Genomic DNA, 19,419 nt, shown 5'->3' with positions numbered 1-19,419 from the left:
CGAGATCGGTTCGCGCTCGGGTCAGCCCGCCGCGCCCACCGACCGGTAGACCTCCGTCGTGCGCGCCGCGATGGCGTCCCAGGAGAAGTGCTCCACCGCCCGCCGCCGCCCGGCGAGGCCGAACGCCTCGGTCCGTTTCGGATCGGCCAGCAGCTCGTTGATCGTCGCGCTCAGGTTCGCGACGAAGCGCTCCGGGTCCAGCGGCTTTCCGCTGCCGTCGGTCGCCTGCTCGATCGGGACCAGCAGGCCGGTCTCGCCATCGGCGACCACCTCGGGGATGCCTCCGGTGGCGGTGGCCACGACGGCCGTCTCGCAAGCCATCGCCTCCAGGTTCACGATGCCCATCGGCTCGTACACCGACGGGCAGACGAAGATCGTGGCGTGGGTGAGCACCTGGATCACCTCGTGCTTGGGCAGCATCTCGGCCACCCAGATCACGCCCGAACGGTTCGCCCGCAGCTCGCCCACCAGCCCCTCCACCTCGGCGGCGATCTCCGGGGTGTCCGGGGCGCCGGCGAGCAGCACGAGCTGGGTGTCGGCGGGCAGCGCGCGGGCCGCCCGCAACAGGTACGGCAGGCCCTTCTGCCGGGTGATCCGCCCCACGTACACCACGCTCGGGCGGGACGGGTCGATGCCGAGCCGGTCGACCACGTCGGTGCCGCGGTCCGGGGCGTACTGGACGGTGTCGATGCCGTTGTAGACCACCCGGACCCGGTCCGGGTCGACCGCCGGGTACGCGGCCAGCACGTCGCGCTTCATCCCCTCGCTGACCGCGATGATCGCGTCGGCGGCCTCCACCGCGGTTCGCTCGCACCAGGAGGAGAGCGCGTACCCGCCGCCGAGCTGCTCGGCCTTCCACGGCCGCAGCGGCTCCAGGCTGTGCGCGGTCACCACGTGCGGCACCCCGTGCAGCAGCTTCGCGGTGTGCCCGGCCAGGTTGGCGTACCAGGTGTGGCTGTGCACCACGTCGGTGCCGGCGCACGCCGCGGCCATCTCCAGGTCGACGCCCATGGTGCGCAGCGCGGGGTTCGCGCCGGCCAGGCCGGCCGGCTCGGCGTACGCGGTGACCCCCGGCTCGGTGCGCGGCGCGCCGAAGCAGTGCACCCGCACGTCGGCGAGTCGGCGCAGCTCACGGGCGAGGTACTCGACGTGCACGCCCGCCCCGCCGTACACCTCCGGCGGGTACTCCCGGGTGAGCAGGTCGACGCGCAGCGGCGAGGAATCCGTCATGCCCCCGCACCCTAGTGCAGATCTGTGCCCGTACGAGTGGTGAAGTCGCAGCGGGATGGATAGCGTCGGTACATGGCTGCCAAGGTGCTCGCGATCGTCCTGGCCGGCGGAGAAGGCAAGCGCCTCATGCCGCTCACCACGGACCGGGCCAAGCCGGCCGTCCCGTTCGGCGGGATGTACCGCATGGTCGACTTCGTCCTGTCCAACCTGGCAAACGCCGGCTTTCTGAAGATCGTCGTGCTGACCCAGTACAAATCCCACTCGCTGGACCGGCACATCACCAAGACCTGGCGGATGTCGACCCTGCTCGGCAACTACGTCACGCCCGTCCCGGCGCAGCAGCGCCGGGGGCCGTGGTGGTTCGCCGGGTCCGCCGACGCGATCTACCAGAGCTTCAACCTGATCAACGACGAGCAGCCGGATCACGTGATCGTCTTCGGCGCGGACCACATCTACCGGATGGACCCCCGGCAGATGGTGGACGACCACATCGCCTCCGGCGCCGCGGTCACCGTCGCCGGCATCCGGCAGCCGCTGTCGATGGCCGACCAGTTCGGCGTGATCGAGGTGGGCGAGGACGGCCGGCGGATCCGGGCGTTCCGCGAGAAGCCGACCGACGCGGTCGGCCTCCCCGACGCCCCGGACCAGATCTACGCCTCGATGGGCAACTACGTCTTCAGCACCAAGGCGCTCTGCGAGGTGGTCGAGCGCGACGCGGAGGACAAGACCAGCAAGCACGACATGGGCGGCAGCATCATCCCGATGCTGGTCGAGCGCGGCGAGGCGAACGTCTACGACTTCAAGGACAACGAGGTGCCCGGCAGCACCGACCGGGACCGCGGCTACTGGCGGGACGTGGGAACGCTCGACTCGTTCTACGACGCGCACATGGATCTGATCAACGTGCACCCCGTGTTCAACCTCTACAACTTCGACTGGCCGATCTACACCGAGCAGCCGCCGTACCCGCCGGCGAAGTTCGTCCACCAGTGGGGCGAGCGGGTCGGCCGGGCGGTCGGCTCGATGGTCTCGCCCGGCGCGGTGATCTCCGGCTCGCTGGTGGAGAACTCGATCGTCTCGCCCAAGGTGAAGGTCCACTCCTGGGCGCACGTCGACGGCGCGGTGCTGATGGAGGGCGTCGAAATCGGCCGGCACGCGGTGGTGCGCCGGGCGATCCTGGACAAGTACGTCTTCGTGCCCGAGGGCGCCGAGATCGGCGTCGACCTGGAGAAGGACCGGCAGCGCTACACCGTCTCCGACAACGGCATCGTCGTCATCGGCAAGGGCCAGCGCGTCGAGCTCTGAGCCCCGCCCGCACCCAGTCACGACCTTCAGGAGGATCCCGCAGTGGCCCACCCCCGTGCCGGCCAGCCCGCCGAGCCCGCCGATCTGGTCGACGTGCCGCGGCTGCTGACCGCCTACTACGCCGAGCACCCCGACCCGCAGGACCCGGCGCAGCAGGTCTCCTTCGGCACCTCCGGGCACCGCGGGTCCGCACTGCGCAACGCCTTCAACGAGGACCACATCCTCGCGGTCACCCAGGCGCTCTGCGACTACCGGCGCGAGCAGGGCCTGGACGGGCCGCTCTTCCTGGCCCGGGACACCCACGCGCTCTCCGCCCCGGCCGAGGCCAGCGCGCTGGAGGTGCTCGCCGCCAACGACGTCACCGTGCTGCGGGACAGCCGCGACGGATACACCCCGACCCCGTCGCTGTCGCACGCGGTGCTCACCCACAACCGGGGCCGCACCAGCGGGCTGGCCGACGGCATCGTGATCACCCCGTCGCACAACCCGCCCGACGACGGCGGTTTCAAGTACAACCCCACCCACGGCGGGCCGGCCGACAGCGACGTCACCAGGTGGATCCAGGACCGCGCGAACGCGATCCTCGCCGCCGGGCTCAAGGAGGTGAAGCGGATCCCGTACGCCCGGGCCCGCGCCGCCGACACCACCGGCACGTACGACTTCCTCGCCGGTTACGTCGACGACCTGCCGGCCGTGCTCGACATCGATGCGATCCGCGACGCCGGGGTGCGCATCGGCGCCGACCCGCTCGGCGGGGCCAGCGTGGCGTACTGGGGGGAGATCGCCGAGCGGCACCGGCTCGACCTCACCGTGATCAACCCGACGGTCGACCCGACCTGGCGGTTCATGACCCTCGACGGCGACGGCAAGATCCGGATGGACTGTTCCTCGCCGAACGCGATGGCCTCGCTGATCGCCGCCCGCGGCGAATACCAGGTCTCCACCGGCAACGACGCCGACGCCGACCGGCACGGCATCGTCACCCCCGACGGCGGCCTGATGAACCCCAACCACTACCTGGCGGTGGCGATCGGCCACCTGTTCCGGACCCGGTCGCAGTGGGGTCCGGCGGCGGCGGTCGGCAAGACCCTGGTCTCCTCCTCGATGATCGACCGGATCGCCGCCGACCTGGGCCGCCCGTTGCTGGAGGTGCCGGTCGGGTTCAAGTGGTTCGTCCCGGGGCTGCTCGACGGCGCGGTCGGCTTCGGCGGCGAGGAGAGCGCCGGTGCGTCCTTCCTGCGCCGCGACGGCAGCACCTGGACCACCGACAAGGACGGCATCCTGCTCTGCCTGCTCGCCTCCGAGATCATCGCCACCACCGGCCGGACGCCCAGCCAGCACTACGCCGAGCTGACCGAGCGCTTCGGCGCCCCCGCGTACGCCCGGATCGACGCGCCGGCTACCCGGGCGCAGAAGGCCGTGCTCGGCAAGCTCTCCCCGGAGCAGGTGGGCGCCACCGAGCTGGCCGGCGAGCCGATCACCGCGACGCTCACCGCGGCGCCGGGCAACGGCGCGGCGATCGGCGGGCTCAAGGTGACCACCGAGTCGGGCTGGTTCGCCGCCCGGCCGTCGGGCACCGAGGACGTCTACAAGATCTACGCCGAGTCGTTCCAGGGCGTGGCGCACCTGGCCCGGATCCAGGAGGAGGCCAAGGCGTTGGTCGACGGGGTGCTGGCGAAGACCTGAGCGACGGGCGGGTCACTCGCACGTAGATCTACGGGGTCACACCGCCTGATCCCCCCGAGGGGCCGCGTTCAGCAGGGCGGTGGCAGTTCCCGCTCGTGGCGCTGCTGCCGCAGCTCGTCGGGGAGCAGCTCGCGGAGCTGGTCGGGCAGGAACGGCAGGTCGAGCAGGCTCAGCTTGAGCTGGTTGCGCTCCTGGTAGCGGAGCGGGTCGAAGCGGACCACCCGGCCGGCGTCCCGGCGGTAGCTGATTTCCACCCACCCCTCGGTCGCCGCGTCCTTGAACACCACCCCGTCCATCTCGACGGCGACCGCCGCCGAGTTCGGCTCCAGCTCCAGTCGGATGCGCTCCTGTGGCGAGAGCACCACCGCTCGGGAGATGCCCGCCATCGGGGCCGACGGGGTCACCACCACCGCGTCCGCCGCCGGGGAGACCAGCGGCCCGCCGGCCGCGTAGCTGTACGCCGTCGAGCCGGTCGGCGTGCTCACCACCAGCGCGTCGCAGCGGTAGTAGCCGTAGCGCTGGTCGTCCACGGCCAGGGTGGCCGTGACGAAACCGGAGCCGGGCTGCCGGACCAGCGCGATGTCGTTGAAGGCCACCACGTCGTCGCCGCACACGTCGCAGGCCAGGCAGGCGTGCGACTCGACGATGAAGTCCTTCGACAGCAGCCGGCTCAGCGCCTCCGGCAGCTCCGGCGGCTCCACCTCCACGAGGAAGCCGAGCCGCCCCAGGTGCACCCCGAGCACCGGCTTCGGGTCGCGCACGGCGGAGCGCAGCGCGCCCAGCATGGTGCCGTCCCCGCCGATGCTGATGAGGGCGTCCGCCCGGACGGCCACCTCCGCCGCGGGGACCGGCTCGACGCTCGACGGCACCCGGTGCCTGTCCTCCGCGCGCACGAACAGCGTCTTGCGGTGGCGCGACGCCCACCGTTCGATGATTCCGACCACCTCGGAGACGTCCCGGGTGGGGTGCAGCACCAGACCTAGCCCCGCCACCTGTACAGCTCACCACATCGGGGCGGGATGCACCCGGCGTACCGGAAGGTGCACCGGCGGTGCGGTCACCGCCGGCGCGCCCCCGACCGCTACCGGCGCGGACGTCCGGTCAGGTGGGCCAGCGACCGGGCGACCAGGCCGTCCCGGACCGCCGGGGCCAGCTCCTCCAGCCGGAACCCGAGGTAGACCGTGTCGTCGGTGACCACCGCCGCGCCCTCGGAGAAGGAATGTCAGTACTTCGATCAATCGACCCCGGACAGCCGGATATCCATTGCATGCGGCTGCAGCCCTGCGGTCGTCCGAGTCGTCGCTGTCGGAGTGGACGCGCGACGGGATCACCTATATCCAGGAAGCGGCCACTTGCCACGATCGAGCGTGATAGAACGCTTCCGGGTGATTTCCACCGTTTCGCAGGTCCCGCTGTCTGAGCAGCCCCGGATGCTCGTCGGTCCGGTCACGGAGGTACCCCGACAGAGAGGGAGCGTGGGAGGGATGACCTTCGGGCAACTGGCCGCGGGCGATCAGCATCCAGGCGGAGAGCGCCATCTCGACGTCGTTCGGACGACCGGGGCGCCCGCGGAATCGAGGAGTGTCGCCAGCGGAATCACCTGGAGCCTGCTCGGCCTCATGGTCGCCGCGCTGGCCCAGTGGCTGGTGATCGTCCTGTTGTCACGCCTCGGCACGCCGGAGATGGTTGGCCAGTACGCCCTCGGGTTGGCCGTCAGCGCGCCGGTCGTCCTGCTGGCCAGCCTGGCCCTGCGGACGGTGCAGGTGACGGACACGGGTCGCGGTTTCGACTTTGCCGACTACCTGCGGCTGCGAGTGTCCGGCATGCTCGTCGCGCTGCTGCTGATCGCTGTCGTCGCGGCGTTCATCGGCTCGGCGCACGCGGTCGTGGTGATGCTGATCGGCATCGCGAAGGCCTTCGACGCGATCGGAGACATCTTCTTCGGGCTGTTCCAGCGGCACGAGCAGATGCGGCCCATCGGGATCTCCATGATCTCTAACGGCGTGCTCACCGTCGCGGCGATGGTCTCCCTGCTGGCACTGACCGGGAGCATCAGGTGGGCGGTGGTGGGATCGGTCATCGGTTCGCTGGCGGGCGCGATCGGCTACTGCGGCTGGGCCGCGAAGCGGCTGCGTGGCGCCGAGCCGGCAGCCATCCCCGCCGAGGCGACCAAGGCCTCGTCGCCGCGTGACCCATGGGCCGTGCTCCGCCGGATGGGCCGACTGGCCATGGTCGCCGCGCCGCTCGGCTTCGCCTCCGGACTGGTGTCCCTCTCGGGGAATCTGCCCCGATACTTCATCGGGCACATCCTCGGCGCCGCAGCCCTGGGCATCTTCGCCGCCCTCGCCTACATCGTGCTCGCCGCCAACATCCTCTTCGCGGCGATCAGCCAGATCCTGCTGCCCCGGCTCACCCGGCTGTGCGCGGCGGGCGAGTTCGCAATCCTCACCACGCTGACCCTGAGGCTGGTCCTGGGGACCCTGGCCCTCGGTGCTGTCGCCGTCGCCGTTGTCATTGCCGTCGGTCCAGCCGCTGTCCGTTTCGTCTACGGTGCGCCGTACGGCGCACATGCCGACGTGCTGACCCTGCTGACGGTCGCAGCGGTGCTCAGCGGCGCGGTCTTCTTCCTCGGCACCGCGCTCTCCGCGCTACGGAGGTTCGGCAACCAACTGACCGCCAGCCTGGTCATGGTGGCCGTCGCCGGCATTGCCGGATACGTACTGGTTCCCCGGTTCGGGCTGGCCGGCGCTGCCTGGTCGGTGGTCATCACGATCGGCGGCGACAGCGTCCTCAAGGCCCTGATGCTGAAACGAGCGCTTGCGAGGCGAACATGGACCTGAACAGCGAAAAGATCATCTGGCTGGCGATCGTCGGTGCCGTCGCGGTGCCCGCCATCCTGCTCCTGCGCTCGGGCCGGCGCGACATCCTGCCGTACCTGGCAGCGTTCTTCGCCTACTTCGGCCTCGGTCCGGCGGTCAACTTCGCGCTCGGTAACGAGATCTACTCCGGCGTGGTGCAGAGCAAGATCGGTCAGGCGACGGTGGGCATTCTGCTTGCGCTGATCGGGGTGCTCGTGGTCGGCCTCCTGGTGCCGGCCCGCCGGCCCGCCATGGACCGGTCCAGACTCGAGCATCCCGCACGCCGGTATCATCTCCCGCCGTTCCTGTTCCTGGTGCTGGCAGGCTACGGGCTGGTGGACATCGTGGTGCAGGGGCCAGGGGGGTACGCCAGCGACAAGCTGGAACGCATCGAGCAGAGCGGGCCGTGGCACTACGAATACCTGCTCCTGCAAGTCCTAGCCTGCGCGCTCTACTTCACCGCCACGTCGACCCGCTTCGGGCAAGTGGCCTACTGGACGAACTTCGCCTGCTACGTGGGCTACTGCATGGCTACAAACGAGCGTGACTTCATCTTCGTGGGCTTCAGCCTCCTGTTGCACATCCAACTCTTCCGCCGTCGGCCCATGTCCCTGCGGCTGGTCGTGGCGGGCGCGGTCGCCATCATCGGCGCGACCTTCGTTTCCTACCTGCGTAGCCCAGGGGAAGGCAGGGGTGTCTCCCTGCTGTTGAACGAAGGCAGCACCATATTTCCCGACACTTTCGTCATGACGGCGGTCCCGCACTTCACCCCGTTCGCGCACGGCGGAACCTACCTGGGGAGCCTGATCAGCCTCGTCCCTGGTGCCCCCGCGCACTCCCTGGCCGACTGGCTGGTCGAGGCGTACAACCCGGGCTCGGACAGCGGATACGGTTTCTCCCTGACCGCAGAGGCGTACATGAACTTCGGGCTGGTCGGCATTCCCGTGCTCTTCGCCGCGCTCACCCTGGTGCAGCGCTTCCTGGTCAATCGGGTCGACCACAGTCACTTCTACGCGTACGCCAGCATCCTGTTCACGATGACCTGGATGTACAACTTCCGGGGCGAGAGCATGGCCGCACTGAAGACGCTGCTGTACGGCGCGATCCTCTTCGGCGTGGTCCGACTTTTGTCCACACCGGCACCGGCACCGGCACCGGCACCGACGGCCCGGAGCGTCGACGGACGCGCCACCGGTAGCACGGTGCCGGAGGCCGTTGGCAGAAGTGGCCGCTAACGTTCTGGAGCGGAACCGCTACGCTGCGTCACCCCTGTCGGTCGCTTCTCGTTGCACCAGATGGCGTCACCTGTGTGGATGCCCGATCGGAAAGCGGGGGTCTGATCCAAATGCGGCTACTGGTCACTGGCGGTGCCGGCTTCGTAGGCAGCAATCTTGTCCGAGTGGTGCTGCGAGAGGCGCCGTACGCGGACGTCCGCGTGATTGACGACTTCTCCACCGGCCTGGAGCGCAACCTCGCCGGCCTCGACGCAGAGGTGGTACGCGGCTCGATTCTGGACAATCGGGCGCTGACCCGGGCGATGGCAGGACGGGACGCCGTCGTGCATCTCGCGGCGCTTCCGAGCGTTCCCCGCTCGGTCGCGGACCCGGTGTCGTCGCATGCCGCCAACGCCACAGGGACGGTGAACGTCCTGGAGGCGGCCCGGCGAGCGGACGTGTCCCATGTCGTGGTGGCGTCGTCGTCCTCTGTGTACGGCGCGAATCCGGCCCTGCCGAAGAATGAGTTGACCTGGACCAGACCGCTCAGTCCGTACGCGGCAAGCAAGCTCGCGACCGAGGCGTACGCCCTCGCCTACCAGGCGTCGTACGGCCTACCTACTCTCGCCTTCAGGTTCTTCAATATCTACGGCCCTGGACAGCGCCACGACCACGCGTATGCAGCGGTGATTCCGCGATTCGTGCACGCGGTGCTGACCGGGGAGCCGGTAATGGTCCACGGAGACGGGCTTCAGACCCGGGACTTCACCTACGTGGAAACGGCCTGCCAGGTGCTGCTGGACGCCGTCACGCGCTCCGTGTGCCATGACCAGCCGGTGAACCTGGCCTTTGGGACGCGGACCGACCTGCGCACAGTGCTGGCTGAGTTGGAGCAGATCACCGGGCGGCGAATCGACCGGGAGTTCCTCCCTCCACGCTCCGGTGACGTGCGGCACTCTCAGGCCGAGAACATCTGCCTTCGCCAACTGTTCCCCACAATCGCCAACGCGCCCGTCGCCGACGGACTCCGCGCCACCGTGGAGTGGTTCCGAGGATGGCTCCCGAGCCCGGAGTCGCGGGCGGCCCGCCACCTCTCCACCGTCCAACGATCGGGCGAGCGGCCGTACGGCGTCACCACGACGCAGTAGTTCCCGAAGCCCCGCTCAGATAACCGGGCGCTTCGTTGCCGCCACGGGCTTCTCCGACCGAAGTGCCCAACGAACTGCATCCGTCACATCGGAATGCTCGTCGGCACGCGTCGCTCGGTGACCTGCCTGACCTGGCCGTAGAAGGCGTCGCGGCGGGCGGCGAGGGTGTCGGCCGAGTAGTGGCGGGCGCGGGCGAGGTTGCGAGCAGACGCCTTCGTCATCCTTGCCGGATCGGCGAGCATGCGCGCAATCGCCATGGCCAACCCGGTTGGATCGTCCGGCTCGACCAGATCCTCGTCGGACAACAGCTCCGGCACACCGCCGACTCGGGACCCGATCGCCGGCAGCCCCCGGGCCATCGCTTCGATCATCGCCCGCGGCAGTCCCTCCGTCCGGGACGGCATGACGAACAGGTGCGCCGCGTCGAGTCGCCGCCGCACCGAATCTCCGCTCGGCACCGCCCCGAGGAATTCCACGCGGTCGGCCATTCGGAGCCGGGCCGCGAGCTGCTCGAGCCGCGGCCGAAACCGACCCTCCCCGAGGTGCACCAGTCGCACGCTGATGCCGGCTGCCACCAACTGGGCCAACGCCTCGATCAGCGTGTCGATGCCCTTGTACAGCTGGTCCAACGAACCGATCGAGACCAGGGTCGACGTGTCCGCTGCGGAGACTGGTCGCCTCGGCTGCGTCACGTAGGCGGCGGGTGGGAGGTCGACGCTGGAGTAGACGCCGGTGACGGCGTCGCGCCGAGCCGGATAGCGGCTCTGCAACCACCACTCGGTGACGTAGGACACCGCGTCCGCGTACGCGCACTGGTGTCGTAGCCTCCGGGCGAACCACTGCCGCAGCAGAGGCCGCAGGGGATGGCCAACCACCCCGGGTGCGAACACGTCATAGGGGTCGCCCACCACCTCCAGCCCGTACGGCAGCCGTAGCCGATCTCGCGAGCTGGACAAGAGCCCGCCGATGGGCGAGGGCACCCGAAGGATCACCGCGTCCATGTCTTCGGCCGCGCCCCGCACCGCTCGGCAGATCGACGATCGCGAACGCAGGTACTGACGCGGCCCTACGTAGTACGGCACCGGCCAGACCTCGACCTGGCTCCCGTCGACGCGCACCGCGCCGTCCTCGGGCTCTGGGACGTCCAGCACCCGCGCCACCACCCGGACCTGCTCGAAGGCGGAGAGGTACCGGGTCCAGAACCGATGGCCCGCGCTGCCGGTGGTCCATACCGCGCCGTCCGGGGTACGGGAGAACCGCGCCTCCGCCGTCACCACGACCCTCATCGGCGCGCGACCTGGCCGGCGCTGCGTTCGATGACGTCGGCCACGTCGATTGCGGCCGCGCGGTTGTCGAACAGCTCCACCGCGCGCCGGCGGGCCTGCTCCCCGCGCGCAACGAGTTGCCCCGCCTGGAACTCCTGGTAGGCGCTCTCCAGCGCTGAGACGAGAGCGGTCACATCACCGCGCGGAACCACCCAACCGCTGCGCTCGTCGACGGTTTCGGGCAGTCCGCCGGCGTCGCTGACGATGCTCGGTACGCCCATCGCGCTCGCCTCTGTCGCGGCCCCGTGCCCCTCCGAGAGCGACGGGCTTACGCTGACATCCGCGGCGTCGTAGCACGGGCGGACGTCCTCCACCGAGGCGAGCCACGTAACGTTCGGATCCGCCGCGATCCGGTAACGGGCGATGAGGTTCTCCCGGTGGGCTTCACCAGCGGGTCCGTAACCACTACCTACCAGCAGCAGATGAGCTCGGGGGTGGTGGGCCTGGAAGCTCCGCCACGCTTCCAGCAGCACGTCGTGGCCCTTGATACCGCGGCCTTGGTGGACGAGACGTCTGGGCGGGTAGACCCATGCGACCATGACGGCCACGAAGGCATCCTGCGCGATTCCCAACTCGGCGCGTCTCTTGGCGCGTCGGTCGGCCACCTTCCGCTGGTCGTACCGGGAGGGGACGGAGTCGTCGTGCCGGGCCGGAGCGAAGTGATCGGTGTTGACGCCGTACGTCGCCACCGGTCTGCGATCGGCCGGGCACCCGAGGGCGCCGTAGAGCTTCGACGTGAACCCTGTCCCGCATATGGTCACGTGGTCGAGGCGCCACAACAGCCGTTCCACAACGCGGATCAGCGGCGATTCCAGGTAGAGCGGACCGGCCACCGTGTGCACGCGACGGGCCGGCAGTCCCAGGGCGCTCAGCCGTGCCGCGAGCGCCGACGCGTACAGGTGGTACTGCACGACGTCCGGTCGTAGCCGGCGGAGAAGCGCCCGCAGTGCCAGCAGGCCACGAAGGGTCGAGACGGTCGGCCGGAAGGTGAAGGCGAATGGCGACGCGATCACCTCGTATCCGCGCTGCTGCATCTCGACGGTCAACCTGCCGGCGCCGGCCGGGAGAATGAGGATCACCTCGTGGCCGCGGCGGCGAAGTTCCTCCACCTGCGGCAGGATCCACAGTCCGCCGCTGTTGGTCTTCAGCAGGACCGCCACGCGCAGCGGCCGTTCGCGAGCTGCCGAGCCGGACTGAACCAGTCCTGCCGTGTTCCGACCCTGTTGAGCCTCGGCCGAGGCCCTCACATCGGTGGAAGGAAGAACAGGGCGGCCAGTCATGTGGTCTCCGATCTCGATTGAGTGAGCGCCGTCGTTGCTGTCACGCAGAGCTGCCACTCCCTGGTTCGGCTTAGTCGGGGAGGTGTGGTTGGAGCGTGGAGAGCCAGGCGAGTTGTTCGATGACTTTTTCTGGGTCGTCGTACGGGTCGAGTGTGGTGAGTTCGGTGGGGGTGAGTGGGGGGACTGGGACGTGGCTGATGAGGGGGTGGACGGGGCGCACGTCTTTTTCGTCTTGAGCGAAGAGGGCTTCGTGAAGTTTTTCGCCGGGGCGCAGGCCGGTGTAGGTGATTCGGGTGGGTCCGGGTGCTTGGGCGGCGAGTTGGCGGGCGAGGTCGTCGATGCGGACGGGCCGGCCCATGTCGAGGACGAGGGCTTCGCCGTCTCGGCCGATGGCTGCGGCTTGTAGGACGAGGTGGACGGCTTCTTGGACGGTCATGAGGTAGCGGGTGACGTCAGGGTGGGTGACGGTGATGGGTAGTCCAGCGTCGATCTGGCTGCGGAAGGCGGTGATGACGGAGCCGCGGCTGCTGAGCACGTTGCCGAAGCGGACGCTGAGGAAGGTGCCGGGGTGCGTCTGAGCAGCGTGGGCGGTGAGACGCTCAGTGATTCGTTTGGAGTAGCCGAGGACGCTGACGGGGTCGGCGGCTTTGTCGGTGGAGATGTTGACGAATTTGGCGACGTCATGGCAGGCGCCGAGGAGCGTTTGGGTTCCCCAGACGTTGGTCTTGATCGCTTCGCCGGGGTTGCGTTGTAGGAGGGGAAGGTGTTTGAGGGCAGCGGCGTGAAAGATGATGTCGGGTTGCCGGTGGTGGATGATGCGTTGGATGCCTTCGTGGTCGCGCAGGTCGGCGAGGATCAGTTCGGGGCCGTCGAGCAGGGCCCGGCCGGAGAGGGAGAGTTGCAGGCTGTGCAGGGCTGATTCGTCCCGGTCGAGCATCATGAGTTCGCCGGGATTGGCGCGCATGATCTGCCGGCAAAGTTCGGAGCCGATGGATCCGCCGGCTCCAGTGACGAGGATCCGCCGGCCGGCGAGGCCGCTTTCGTTGGTGACGGGGTCGGCGACGACCTGTCGTCGGCCGAGCAGGTCGGCGATGTTGGGGCTGCGTACATCGGTGACGGTGATTCGGTGGTCGACGAGTTCGCGGACCGGGGGTAGGACTTTGAAATCGGCGCCAGCGGTATAGGTCAGGGTGCGTAGGTGGCGGATCAGTTCGGCGTCGGCGTTGGCCACGGAGAAGATCAGTGTCGTTGCCCCGGTGCGGCGGACCGCGCTGGCGATGTCGTCGCGGCCACCGAGGACGGGCACGCCGTTGATGCGTAGGTGTCGTTTGTCGGGGTCGTCGTCGAGCAGGCCGACCGGCAGGTAGTGGCCGCGGGGGTCGCTGAGCAGCGCCCGCAGTAGTGCCTGTCCGGCGGCGCCGAGGCCGAACACCAGTACCCGGGTCGCGGAGCGGGCGTCGGGACGCAGTGCCTGGTCGCCGCGGTGGCGGTACACAGAGCGGATCGTCAGCATGCACAGCAGCGCGATCGCGCCGCCGACCAGTGGGGAACTGGCGGGCACGGGCCGGTCCATCAGCCAGGTGACGGCGATGAGCATGGCCAGGCCGGTGCAAGCGGTCGTCGCCGCCAAGGCCTGGGCCTCCTGCACGCTGCCCAGCGGGTGTCGGCCCCAGCGCCGGCACCGCGCCCAAGAGACAGCGGTGTGCAGCGCGGCGGCGGCCAACCCCACCCCGACGGCCCGGATCAGCTGCCCGGGTGCGAGATCGAATTCGAACCTGGTCCACGCCGCTGCGGTCAGACCGCCGACCCAGGCCGCACTGTCGGCGGCGAGTAGAGCACCCGCCGTCGGGCGCCCGGCTTTCCGTCGCACCACAGTGTCGGACGCGGGCTGTTCGGTGGCGATGATTTGCATGCTGGTCCCCCGTTACTCGAGCTTCGAAGTCCCGTTCGGTACCAATCACGCGGCGGACCCCCACCCGCCACAACGGAACGTATATGGACAACAAGTATTTGTATGTTCTAACCGGGTCTTACTCCCGAGCCCGCCAACGAGCGTGGCGAGGTGCCGTCAATCGCGAACAGGTCTTCGGGGCAGCCGCCTTCGCCGCACAGGCCTCGGGCGGATCGGCTCGGGAAGCGGTCGACGCGGCGTGGGGGAGGGGTCGATCCTGGAGACTGGGGTGATACATCTGTCGGTATCGGTGGCCCGGCGGCTCACCCGTGAGTGCCGGCCGATGCGGGAATTGGTGAGCTGCATTCACGTCTGCCTGCTCGCTTCCCGTGGCCTCCGGGCATGCCGACCGTCCGGGGCCGACGCTCCGGTGCCAAGGAACTCAGGTGCGGTCGCGTGACCATCTGCCGAGATGCCCTGACGGCGGAGTACCTTGACCACCGTCTCCAGCAGAATTCGTAGATCCAGCCGGAGACACCGCGTGTCGACGTACCGCACGTCGTAGGCGAACTTCTCTTCCCAGCTCAGGGCGTTGCGGCCCCGTATCTGGGCCAGCCCCGTGATGCCCGGCCGCACCTCGTGGCGGCGCGCCTGCTCCGGCGTGTACCGCTCGAGGTACTCCACTACCAGCGGACGCGGTCCCACCAGACTCATGTCGCCACGCAGGACGTTCCACAGCGTCGGCAGCTCGTCCAGACTGGTCGAGCGCAACCACCGACCGAAACCGGTCAGGCGTTCGCCGTCGCTGACCCGGCCCGCACGGATCGGTTCCATCGTCCGGAACTTTCGCAGCTCGAACAGCCTGCCGTGCAGGCCTGGCCGGATCTGGCGGAAGAGCACGGGGCGGCCCATCACCAGCGCGACCGCAACGCTCACCACCAGCAGGACCGGCGAGAGAACCAGCAGGGCGAGGCTTGCGAGGAGGATGTCGAGTGCCCGCTTCATCCGGTCGTACGGGTCACGATGGGCGATCACGGCGTGTGCTCCAGCAGGTCAGTCAAGCGTTGTGAGGATCGGGTGTGTCCGGACACCGTCGCGGATGGGGCGGGCCAGGACGGCCGGCACCGGAGCGACGGTGGCGGGGCCACCGGGGCCAGGGGCGCGCGGACCGCGAGGTGTGGTGGTTTCGACGGGGCGGTCAGAGCCGCTCGACGTTGTCGCCGCCGCAGCGATTGCGGGCGTCGAAGACGTATCGCGCGGTGCGCGCGACGAGGTCGTAGTCGAGGCCGTCATGGTCGGTGACCACCACCACCGCGTCCGCGGCGCGCAGTTCGCGTTCGGTGAGATCCACTATGGCCACGCCGTCGGGGACGTGGTGCGGCTCGGCGTAGGGCTCGACCGCGCGGACCTCGGCGCCGAGGACCTGGAGCCGGCGGGTGATGTCGATGGCGGGAGAGTCGCGCATGTCGCCCGTGTTCTTCTTGTACGCCAGACCGAGCAGCAGTAGCCGGGACTTGTTGACCGGGCGGCCGTGGCGGTTGAGCCCCGCCATGATGCGTTGCACCACGTGCTCGGGCATCTCGTGGTTGACATCGCTGGCCAACTCCACGAACCGGAACTGCCGGCCGAGCGTCCGTTTCACCTGCCAGGACAGGTAGCAGGGGTCGATCGGTAGACAGTGACCGCCGACGCCCGGACCGGGCCGGAACGACATGAAGCCGAACGGCTTGGTAGCGGCGGCGTCGATCGCCTGCCACACGTCGATGCCGAGTTCGTGCGACAGTACCGCCAGCTCGTTGATCAGAGCGATGTTGACCTGCCGGAACGTGTTCTCGATCAGCTTGGTCAGCTCCGCTACGCGGGTGGAGTCGACGGGGACGGTTCGCTCGACGATCCGTCGGTAAAACCCGTCGACCCGGCCCAACGCTGCCGCGTCCACGCCGGACACCACCTTCGGCGTGTTCTCCAGCCGCCATGTCGGGTTTCCCGGATCGATCCGTTCCGGGCTGTATCCCAGATGGAAATCCCCCGGGCTCTGCAGCCCGCTGGCCGACTCGAGCAGCCCGCGGAGCAGTTCCTCGGTCGTGCCGGGGTAGGTGGTCGACTCGAGAATCACCGTGCAACCCGACCGGACGTAAGGGCCGACGGCGACGCCGGCCTGTTCGATGTAGCTCAGGTCCGGGGTGCCGTCGCGCAGCGGTGTGGGGACGGTGATGACGCAGAAGTCGAACCCGGCGGCATCAGCGTACTCGGTGGTGAGGTGGTAGCGACCCGTGCTCAGGGCCCGGGAGAGGCGGGCGGCGGAGATGTCCTCGACGAACGACTCGCCTGCCGCGAGCTGCTTGACCCGGCTCTCGTCGAGGTCGAGGCCGACCACGTCGAACCCGGCCTCTACCGCCCGCATCGCCAGTGGGAGTCCCACATACCCCTGGCCAATGACCACCAGCTTCTCAATGTTCACCAATGCCCCTAAATCCGGCTAGTCCTACGAAAAGTAACCATACCCGCAAGCGGTGTAGAGGTGCCGAAGATGGGTAAACAGGACGTCCGGCGCGACGTGGACGGCGCAGTCGTGCTGCTGACTGCCTCGGCTCGTCGTCAGGGAAGGTGATGAGCGGGCAGGGGACGGTGACCACGGACGTGGATCGCGGCTCTAATGGATGCCGCCGGGGCAGCTCGCGAACGATCCGTGCCACCCGTCGCATGTCGCTGCTGTTCCACCGCATGCCGATGTGCAGGTGCGGCATACGACGGGAGAAGTCCCCGGGTGCGGTGCGGTGTCCTCCGGGCTGAGACTCCAGTGCAACGCTAGACAATTCCTGGCGACCGGCCCGTGGCGGATGGCTTCCCGCCGCTCCGGCGAGTCCGAACACCAGCACCACGCCGAACGGGCGGGCGTGGACCGTTACGCCGGGAAGGTCCCGCAGGCACAGGCTCGGCCACCTCCGTCACCGGTGGACGACCAGCTGAATCCGGCAGGACACCATCGGGCAAGCCCTGGAAGCGGCAGCGCCGACACCCTCATGAAGCCATTGGCTCCGGTAGTGGCGGTAGCTCCTGCCGGTAGCCGGGGAAGAATCCGGGGTCCGGATGCCATCCGGCAAGCCGACGACGCCCTTCTGCCTGGTGCGCGTCGAGCAGCCGGGCGAAGGTGGGCCCATCGAAGACCCGGGTGCCGACCGAGTAGGGGATCAGCCCGTCTGGTGCAAAGGCTCGCTTGTAGCGGAAGATGCCGTCATCAGGTGCGTACCCGCCGCCGAGTACGAATCGCGCTTTCCCGTGTTCCTGCCCCCACCGCATGACCTCGAACTTCAGCAGGTCGTTCGGGCGCAGGTCGAACGCGGACCGCTCGGTCCCCCCGAGGTAGGAGTAGAGCGTGTCTGCCGAGACGAGAACGAGTTCGGTGGAGACGACGCGCTCCTCGTGCAGGGCGTGGAAGAACGCGAAATGTCCGGCCAGCTCGTGGAGGATCGTCTCGAAGAACGTCCGCGGGAAGTAATAGTTCGTCCGGGCCTGCCGGCGGTCCATCGTGCCCTCGTAGATCCGCAGGAAATCGTCGAGGCGTGCCCCGGTCTCGTCGATCTCGATCCGGACACCCAGTCGGCTAGCCTTGTTCACGTTCTTGCGGACCTTGTGGTCGAATTCGCGCCATATCTCGTCCTGTGGCGTCTGCAGGTCACGCACCACGTTGACGAGCTTCTGCTCGGTACGGCCCGGGTACGGCAGGCGTCGGTCCTCGAGCAGCATGAGGCGGGTGAACTCCGAGACGACGTTACGGAGCCGACAGAATCCGTCGAAGGCCGACCAGAACTCCTTTGCCTCCACCTCGTCAGCACCGGTGTGGAACGCGCCGCCGTAGCCGTAAGGACTGATGATGTCGCAGATCGGGGGCCCCGAGCCGACCAGGTGCGGTGCGGTGACCGGCCGAAGCACGAACGGGTACAGGATGAACCCGGAGGCCGTCTCGGCGTACGCCGCCAGCGGCTCGTCCTGCTCACCGGCGCAGAGGCGCACATAGGCGGGGTGGGCGAACACGTCCCGGAGGGCCCAGGCCCGATGCACCGCCAGCCAGCGGCTCACATCGGCGCTCTTTCGCGCGTTCAGGAGCTCGAGATTCATCACACCGCCGCCTGTCGTCCGGTCATCGGCATTGGAGAAACCGTTCTATCTCGGTGAGGACCCGGGCAACCTGGACCTCGGTCATCGCGGAGCCGCTGGGCAGGGTGAGGCCGTCGGTGAAGAGCCGCTCGGCGGTGCCGCTGAGCAGCGCACGCCGCCCGGCGAAGACCGGTTGGAGGTGCATCGGCTTCCATACCGGGCGGGTTTCGATGTCCTGTGCGCCGAGGTGAGCGCCGAGTTCGGCAGCCCGCCAGCCGGCGGCGGCGGGATCGACGACGATGGTGGTGAGCCAGCAGTTGGCCGCCGTATCCTCGTCGGCGAGCACGCGCACGCCGGGGACCGCGGCGAAGAGCTTCGCATACAGCTCCCGCAACTGTCGGCGCCGCGCCATCATGTCGTCCAAGCGGCGCAGTTGTGCCCTACCGACTGCGGCGAGGAGATTGCTTAGCCGGTAGTTGTAGCCCACGTCGGTGTGTTCGTAGTAGGGGACCGGCTGGCGGGCCTGGGTGGACAGGTACCGGCAGCGGGCGACCAGGTCGGCGTCGTCCGAGACGAGCATGCCGCCGCCGGAGGTGGTGATGATCTTGTTGCCGTTGAAGGAGAAGACCCCGGCCCGGCCGAACGATCCGGCGGCTCGGCCCACGTGGGTCGCACCCAGCGACTCGGCGGCATCTACCACGATCGGCACCTCGGCCTCCGCGCAGAGCGGCAGGATCCGGGTGTAGTCGGCGCACGCGCCAAACATGTCCACCGGTATCACGGCGGCGACCCGCCGGCCCCCGGCGCGGAGGTCGCGGAGCAGCTCCGCCAGGAGGTCGGGGTCGAGATTGCCGGTGGCGGGCTCGCAGTCGACGAAGACCGGTTCCGCCCCGGTATAGACCACGGCGTTGGCCGTCGCCACGAAGGTCAGGGTGGGCACCACGACGACGTCGCCGGGGCGGACGTCGATGGCGAGCAGGGCCAGGTGCAGACCTGCGGTGCCCGAGGACAGCGCCACAGCGTGGCCGCAGCCGACGCGCTCGGCGACTTCGCGCTCGAACGCCTCCACGTCGGGACCGGCCGGCGCCACCCATCCGGATCGGAGCGCGTCCAGGACGGACGACTCCTCGAGCGGGCCGACATCGGGAGGCGACAGGAGGACCGGATCGGTCACGGGACAGACTCCTTGGTGGATGCGACCACCGGTCGCCCGCGCAACCGTCGGGTATAGGCATCGAGGGCATCCGGCGCTCAGTGTGCGGTCCGGGCATGCGCCTCCGACCCGCTGGAAATGTTCTTTTGAGGCTAACGAGGAGAATGTCGATCCGTGGCGGTATCGCCATCTTTGGGGGATAAGTGAGGCGCCCTCGGCGTCGCAATCATC

Annotated in this window: 14 protein-coding genes; 5 read left to right on the top strand and 9 right to left on the bottom strand. The window is 69.0% G+C overall.

From position 1 onward, the window contains the following. Nucleotides 1-21: 21 nt before the first annotated feature. On the bottom strand, nt 22-1,230 hold the full coding sequence (gene glgA, locus V6U81_RS04630; RefSeq protein ID WP_334484761.1) for a glycogen synthase: 1,209 nt from the start codon (nt 1,228-1,230) through the stop codon (nt 22-24). A 72-nt stretch (nt 1,231-1,302) separates the two neighbouring features. On the opposite strand from glgA, the gene glgC reads away from it, so the two are divergent. Both glgC and pgm read left to right on the top strand, forming a co-directional pair. Then, nucleotides 1,303-2,535 (top strand): glucose-1-phosphate adenylyltransferase, encoded by a 1,233-nt coding sequence (glgC, locus tag V6U81_RS04625; protein WP_334484759.1) that lies wholly within the window; start codon nt 1,303-1,305, stop codon nt 2,533-2,535. Nucleotides 2,536-2,577: 42 nt separating this feature from the next. Next, a complete protein-coding gene (gene pgm, locus V6U81_RS04620) occupies nt 2,578-4,221 on the top strand; it encodes a phosphoglucomutase (alpha-D-glucose-1,6-bisphosphate-dependent) (protein ID WP_334484757.1) in 1,644 nt (547 codons plus the stop codon). Between the two features lie 68 nt (nt 4,222-4,289). Here pgm and V6U81_RS04615 read toward each other — a convergent pair whose 3' ends face one another. Beyond that, nucleotides 4,290-5,213 carry an NAD(+)/NADH kinase gene (locus tag V6U81_RS04615; protein ID WP_334484755.1) on the bottom strand — a complete coding sequence of 308 codons (924 nt, stop codon included), beginning with the start codon at nt 5,211-5,213 and terminating at the stop codon, nt 4,290-4,292. A gap of 492 nt (nt 5,214-5,705) precedes the next feature. Between V6U81_RS04615 and V6U81_RS04610 the strand changes: the two genes are divergently transcribed. The 3 genes from V6U81_RS04610 to V6U81_RS04600 all read left to right on the top strand — a co-directional run bounded on the left by V6U81_RS04610 (nt 5,706) and on the right by V6U81_RS04600 (nt 9,441). Further along, nucleotides 5,706-7,061, top strand: coding sequence for an oligosaccharide flippase family protein (locus V6U81_RS04610; RefSeq protein ID WP_334484753.1), 1,356 nt, complete (start codon nt 5,706-5,708; stop codon nt 7,059-7,061). Continuing rightward, nucleotides 7,052-8,314, top strand: coding sequence for an O-antigen polysaccharide polymerase Wzy (wzy, locus tag V6U81_RS04605; protein ID WP_334484751.1), 1,263 nt, complete (start codon nt 7,052-7,054; stop codon nt 8,312-8,314). Before V6U81_RS04610 ends, wzy begins: the two co-directional genes overlap by 10 nt. A 110-nt stretch (nt 8,315-8,424) precedes the next feature. After that, the gene (locus V6U81_RS04600) at nt 8,425-9,441 is read left to right on the top strand and encodes an NAD-dependent epimerase/dehydratase family protein (RefSeq protein ID WP_334484749.1); all 1,017 of its coding nucleotides are present in this window, start codon (nt 8,425-8,427) and stop codon (nt 9,439-9,441) included. A gap of 83 nt (nt 9,442-9,524) precedes the next feature. Here the strand turns inward: V6U81_RS04600 and V6U81_RS04595 are convergent, their stop codons facing one another. The 7 genes from V6U81_RS04595 to V6U81_RS04565 all read right to left on the bottom strand — a co-directional run bounded on the left by V6U81_RS04595 (nt 9,525) and on the right by V6U81_RS04565 (nt 19,209). Continuing rightward, complete coding sequence (locus V6U81_RS04595; protein WP_334484747.1) at nt 9,525-10,727, bottom strand: glycosyltransferase family 4 protein; 1,203 nt, start codon at nt 10,725-10,727, stop codon at nt 9,525-9,527. Further along, on the bottom strand, nt 10,724-11,926 hold the full coding sequence (locus V6U81_RS04590) for a glycosyltransferase family 4 protein (protein ID WP_334484745.1): 1,203 nt from the start codon (nt 11,924-11,926) through the stop codon (nt 10,724-10,726). The genes V6U81_RS04595 and V6U81_RS04590 overlap by 4 nt, the downstream gene beginning before the upstream one ends. Nucleotides 11,927-12,116: 190 nt before the next feature. Next, nucleotides 12,117-13,958: a polysaccharide biosynthesis protein gene (locus tag V6U81_RS04585; RefSeq protein WP_334484743.1), complete on the bottom strand. Its 1,842-nt coding sequence runs from the start codon at nt 13,956-13,958 to the stop codon at nt 12,117-12,119. A 345-nt stretch (nt 13,959-14,303) separates the two neighbouring features. Continuing rightward, entirely contained in the window at nt 14,304-14,972 is a 669-nt protein-coding gene (locus V6U81_RS04580) for a sugar transferase (RefSeq protein WP_334484741.1), read from the bottom strand. 163 nt (nt 14,973-15,135) lie between these two features. Further along, the gene (locus V6U81_RS04575) at nt 15,136-16,398 is read right to left on the bottom strand and encodes a nucleotide sugar dehydrogenase (protein WP_334484739.1); all 1,263 of its coding nucleotides are present in this window, start codon (nt 16,396-16,398) and stop codon (nt 15,136-15,138) included. A gap of 560 nt (nt 16,399-16,958) precedes the next feature. Next, nucleotides 16,959-18,056 carry a GNAT family N-acetyltransferase gene (locus V6U81_RS04570; protein WP_334484737.1) on the bottom strand — a complete coding sequence of 366 codons (1,098 nt, stop codon included), beginning with the start codon at nt 18,054-18,056 and terminating at the stop codon, nt 16,959-16,961. A 22-nt stretch (nt 18,057-18,078) separates the two neighbouring features. Beyond that, nucleotides 18,079-19,209, bottom strand: a complete 1,131-nt coding sequence (locus V6U81_RS04565; RefSeq protein ID WP_334484735.1) for a DegT/DnrJ/EryC1/StrS family aminotransferase — start codon at nt 19,207-19,209, stop codon at nt 18,079-18,081. Nucleotides 19,210-19,419: the final 210 nt, after the last annotated feature.

This window comes from Micromonospora lacuserhaii (assembly GCF_036902735.1).
Classification (GTDB): domain Bacteria; phylum Actinomycetota; class Actinomycetes; order Mycobacteriales; family Micromonosporaceae; genus Micromonospora.
This window is presented reverse-complemented; position numbering and strand designations above follow the sequence as displayed.

What these genes read in the sequence shown, in the direction of transcription:
- glgA (WP_334484761.1), bottom strand. Translation starts at nt 1,230, where the DNA reads ATGACGGATTCCTCGCCGCTGCGCGTCGACCTGCTCACCCGGGAGTAC.
- glgC (WP_334484759.1), top strand. Translation starts at nt 1,303, where the DNA reads ATGGCTGCCAAGGTGCTCGCGATCGTCCTGGCCGGCGGAGAAGGCAAG.
- V6U81_RS04610 (WP_334484753.1), top strand. Translation starts at nt 5,706, where the DNA reads ATGACCTTCGGGCAACTGGCCGCGGGCGATCAGCATCCAGGCGGAGAG.
- wzy (WP_334484751.1), top strand. Translation starts at nt 7,052, where the DNA reads ATGGACCTGAACAGCGAAAAGATCATCTGGCTGGCGATCGTCGGTGCC.
- V6U81_RS04600 (WP_334484749.1), top strand. Translation starts at nt 8,425, where the DNA reads ATGCGGCTACTGGTCACTGGCGGTGCCGGCTTCGTAGGCAGCAATCTT.
- V6U81_RS04595 (WP_334484747.1), bottom strand. Translation starts at nt 10,727, where the DNA reads ATGAGGGTCGTGGTGACGGCGGAGGCGCGGTTCTCCCGTACCCCGGAC.
- V6U81_RS04585 (WP_334484743.1), bottom strand. Translation starts at nt 13,958, where the DNA reads ATGCAAATCATCGCCACCGAACAGCCCGCGTCCGACACTGTGGTGCGA.
- V6U81_RS04570 (WP_334484737.1), bottom strand. Translation starts at nt 18,056, where the DNA reads ATGAATCTCGAGCTCCTGAACGCGCGAAAGAGCGCCGATGTGAGCCGC.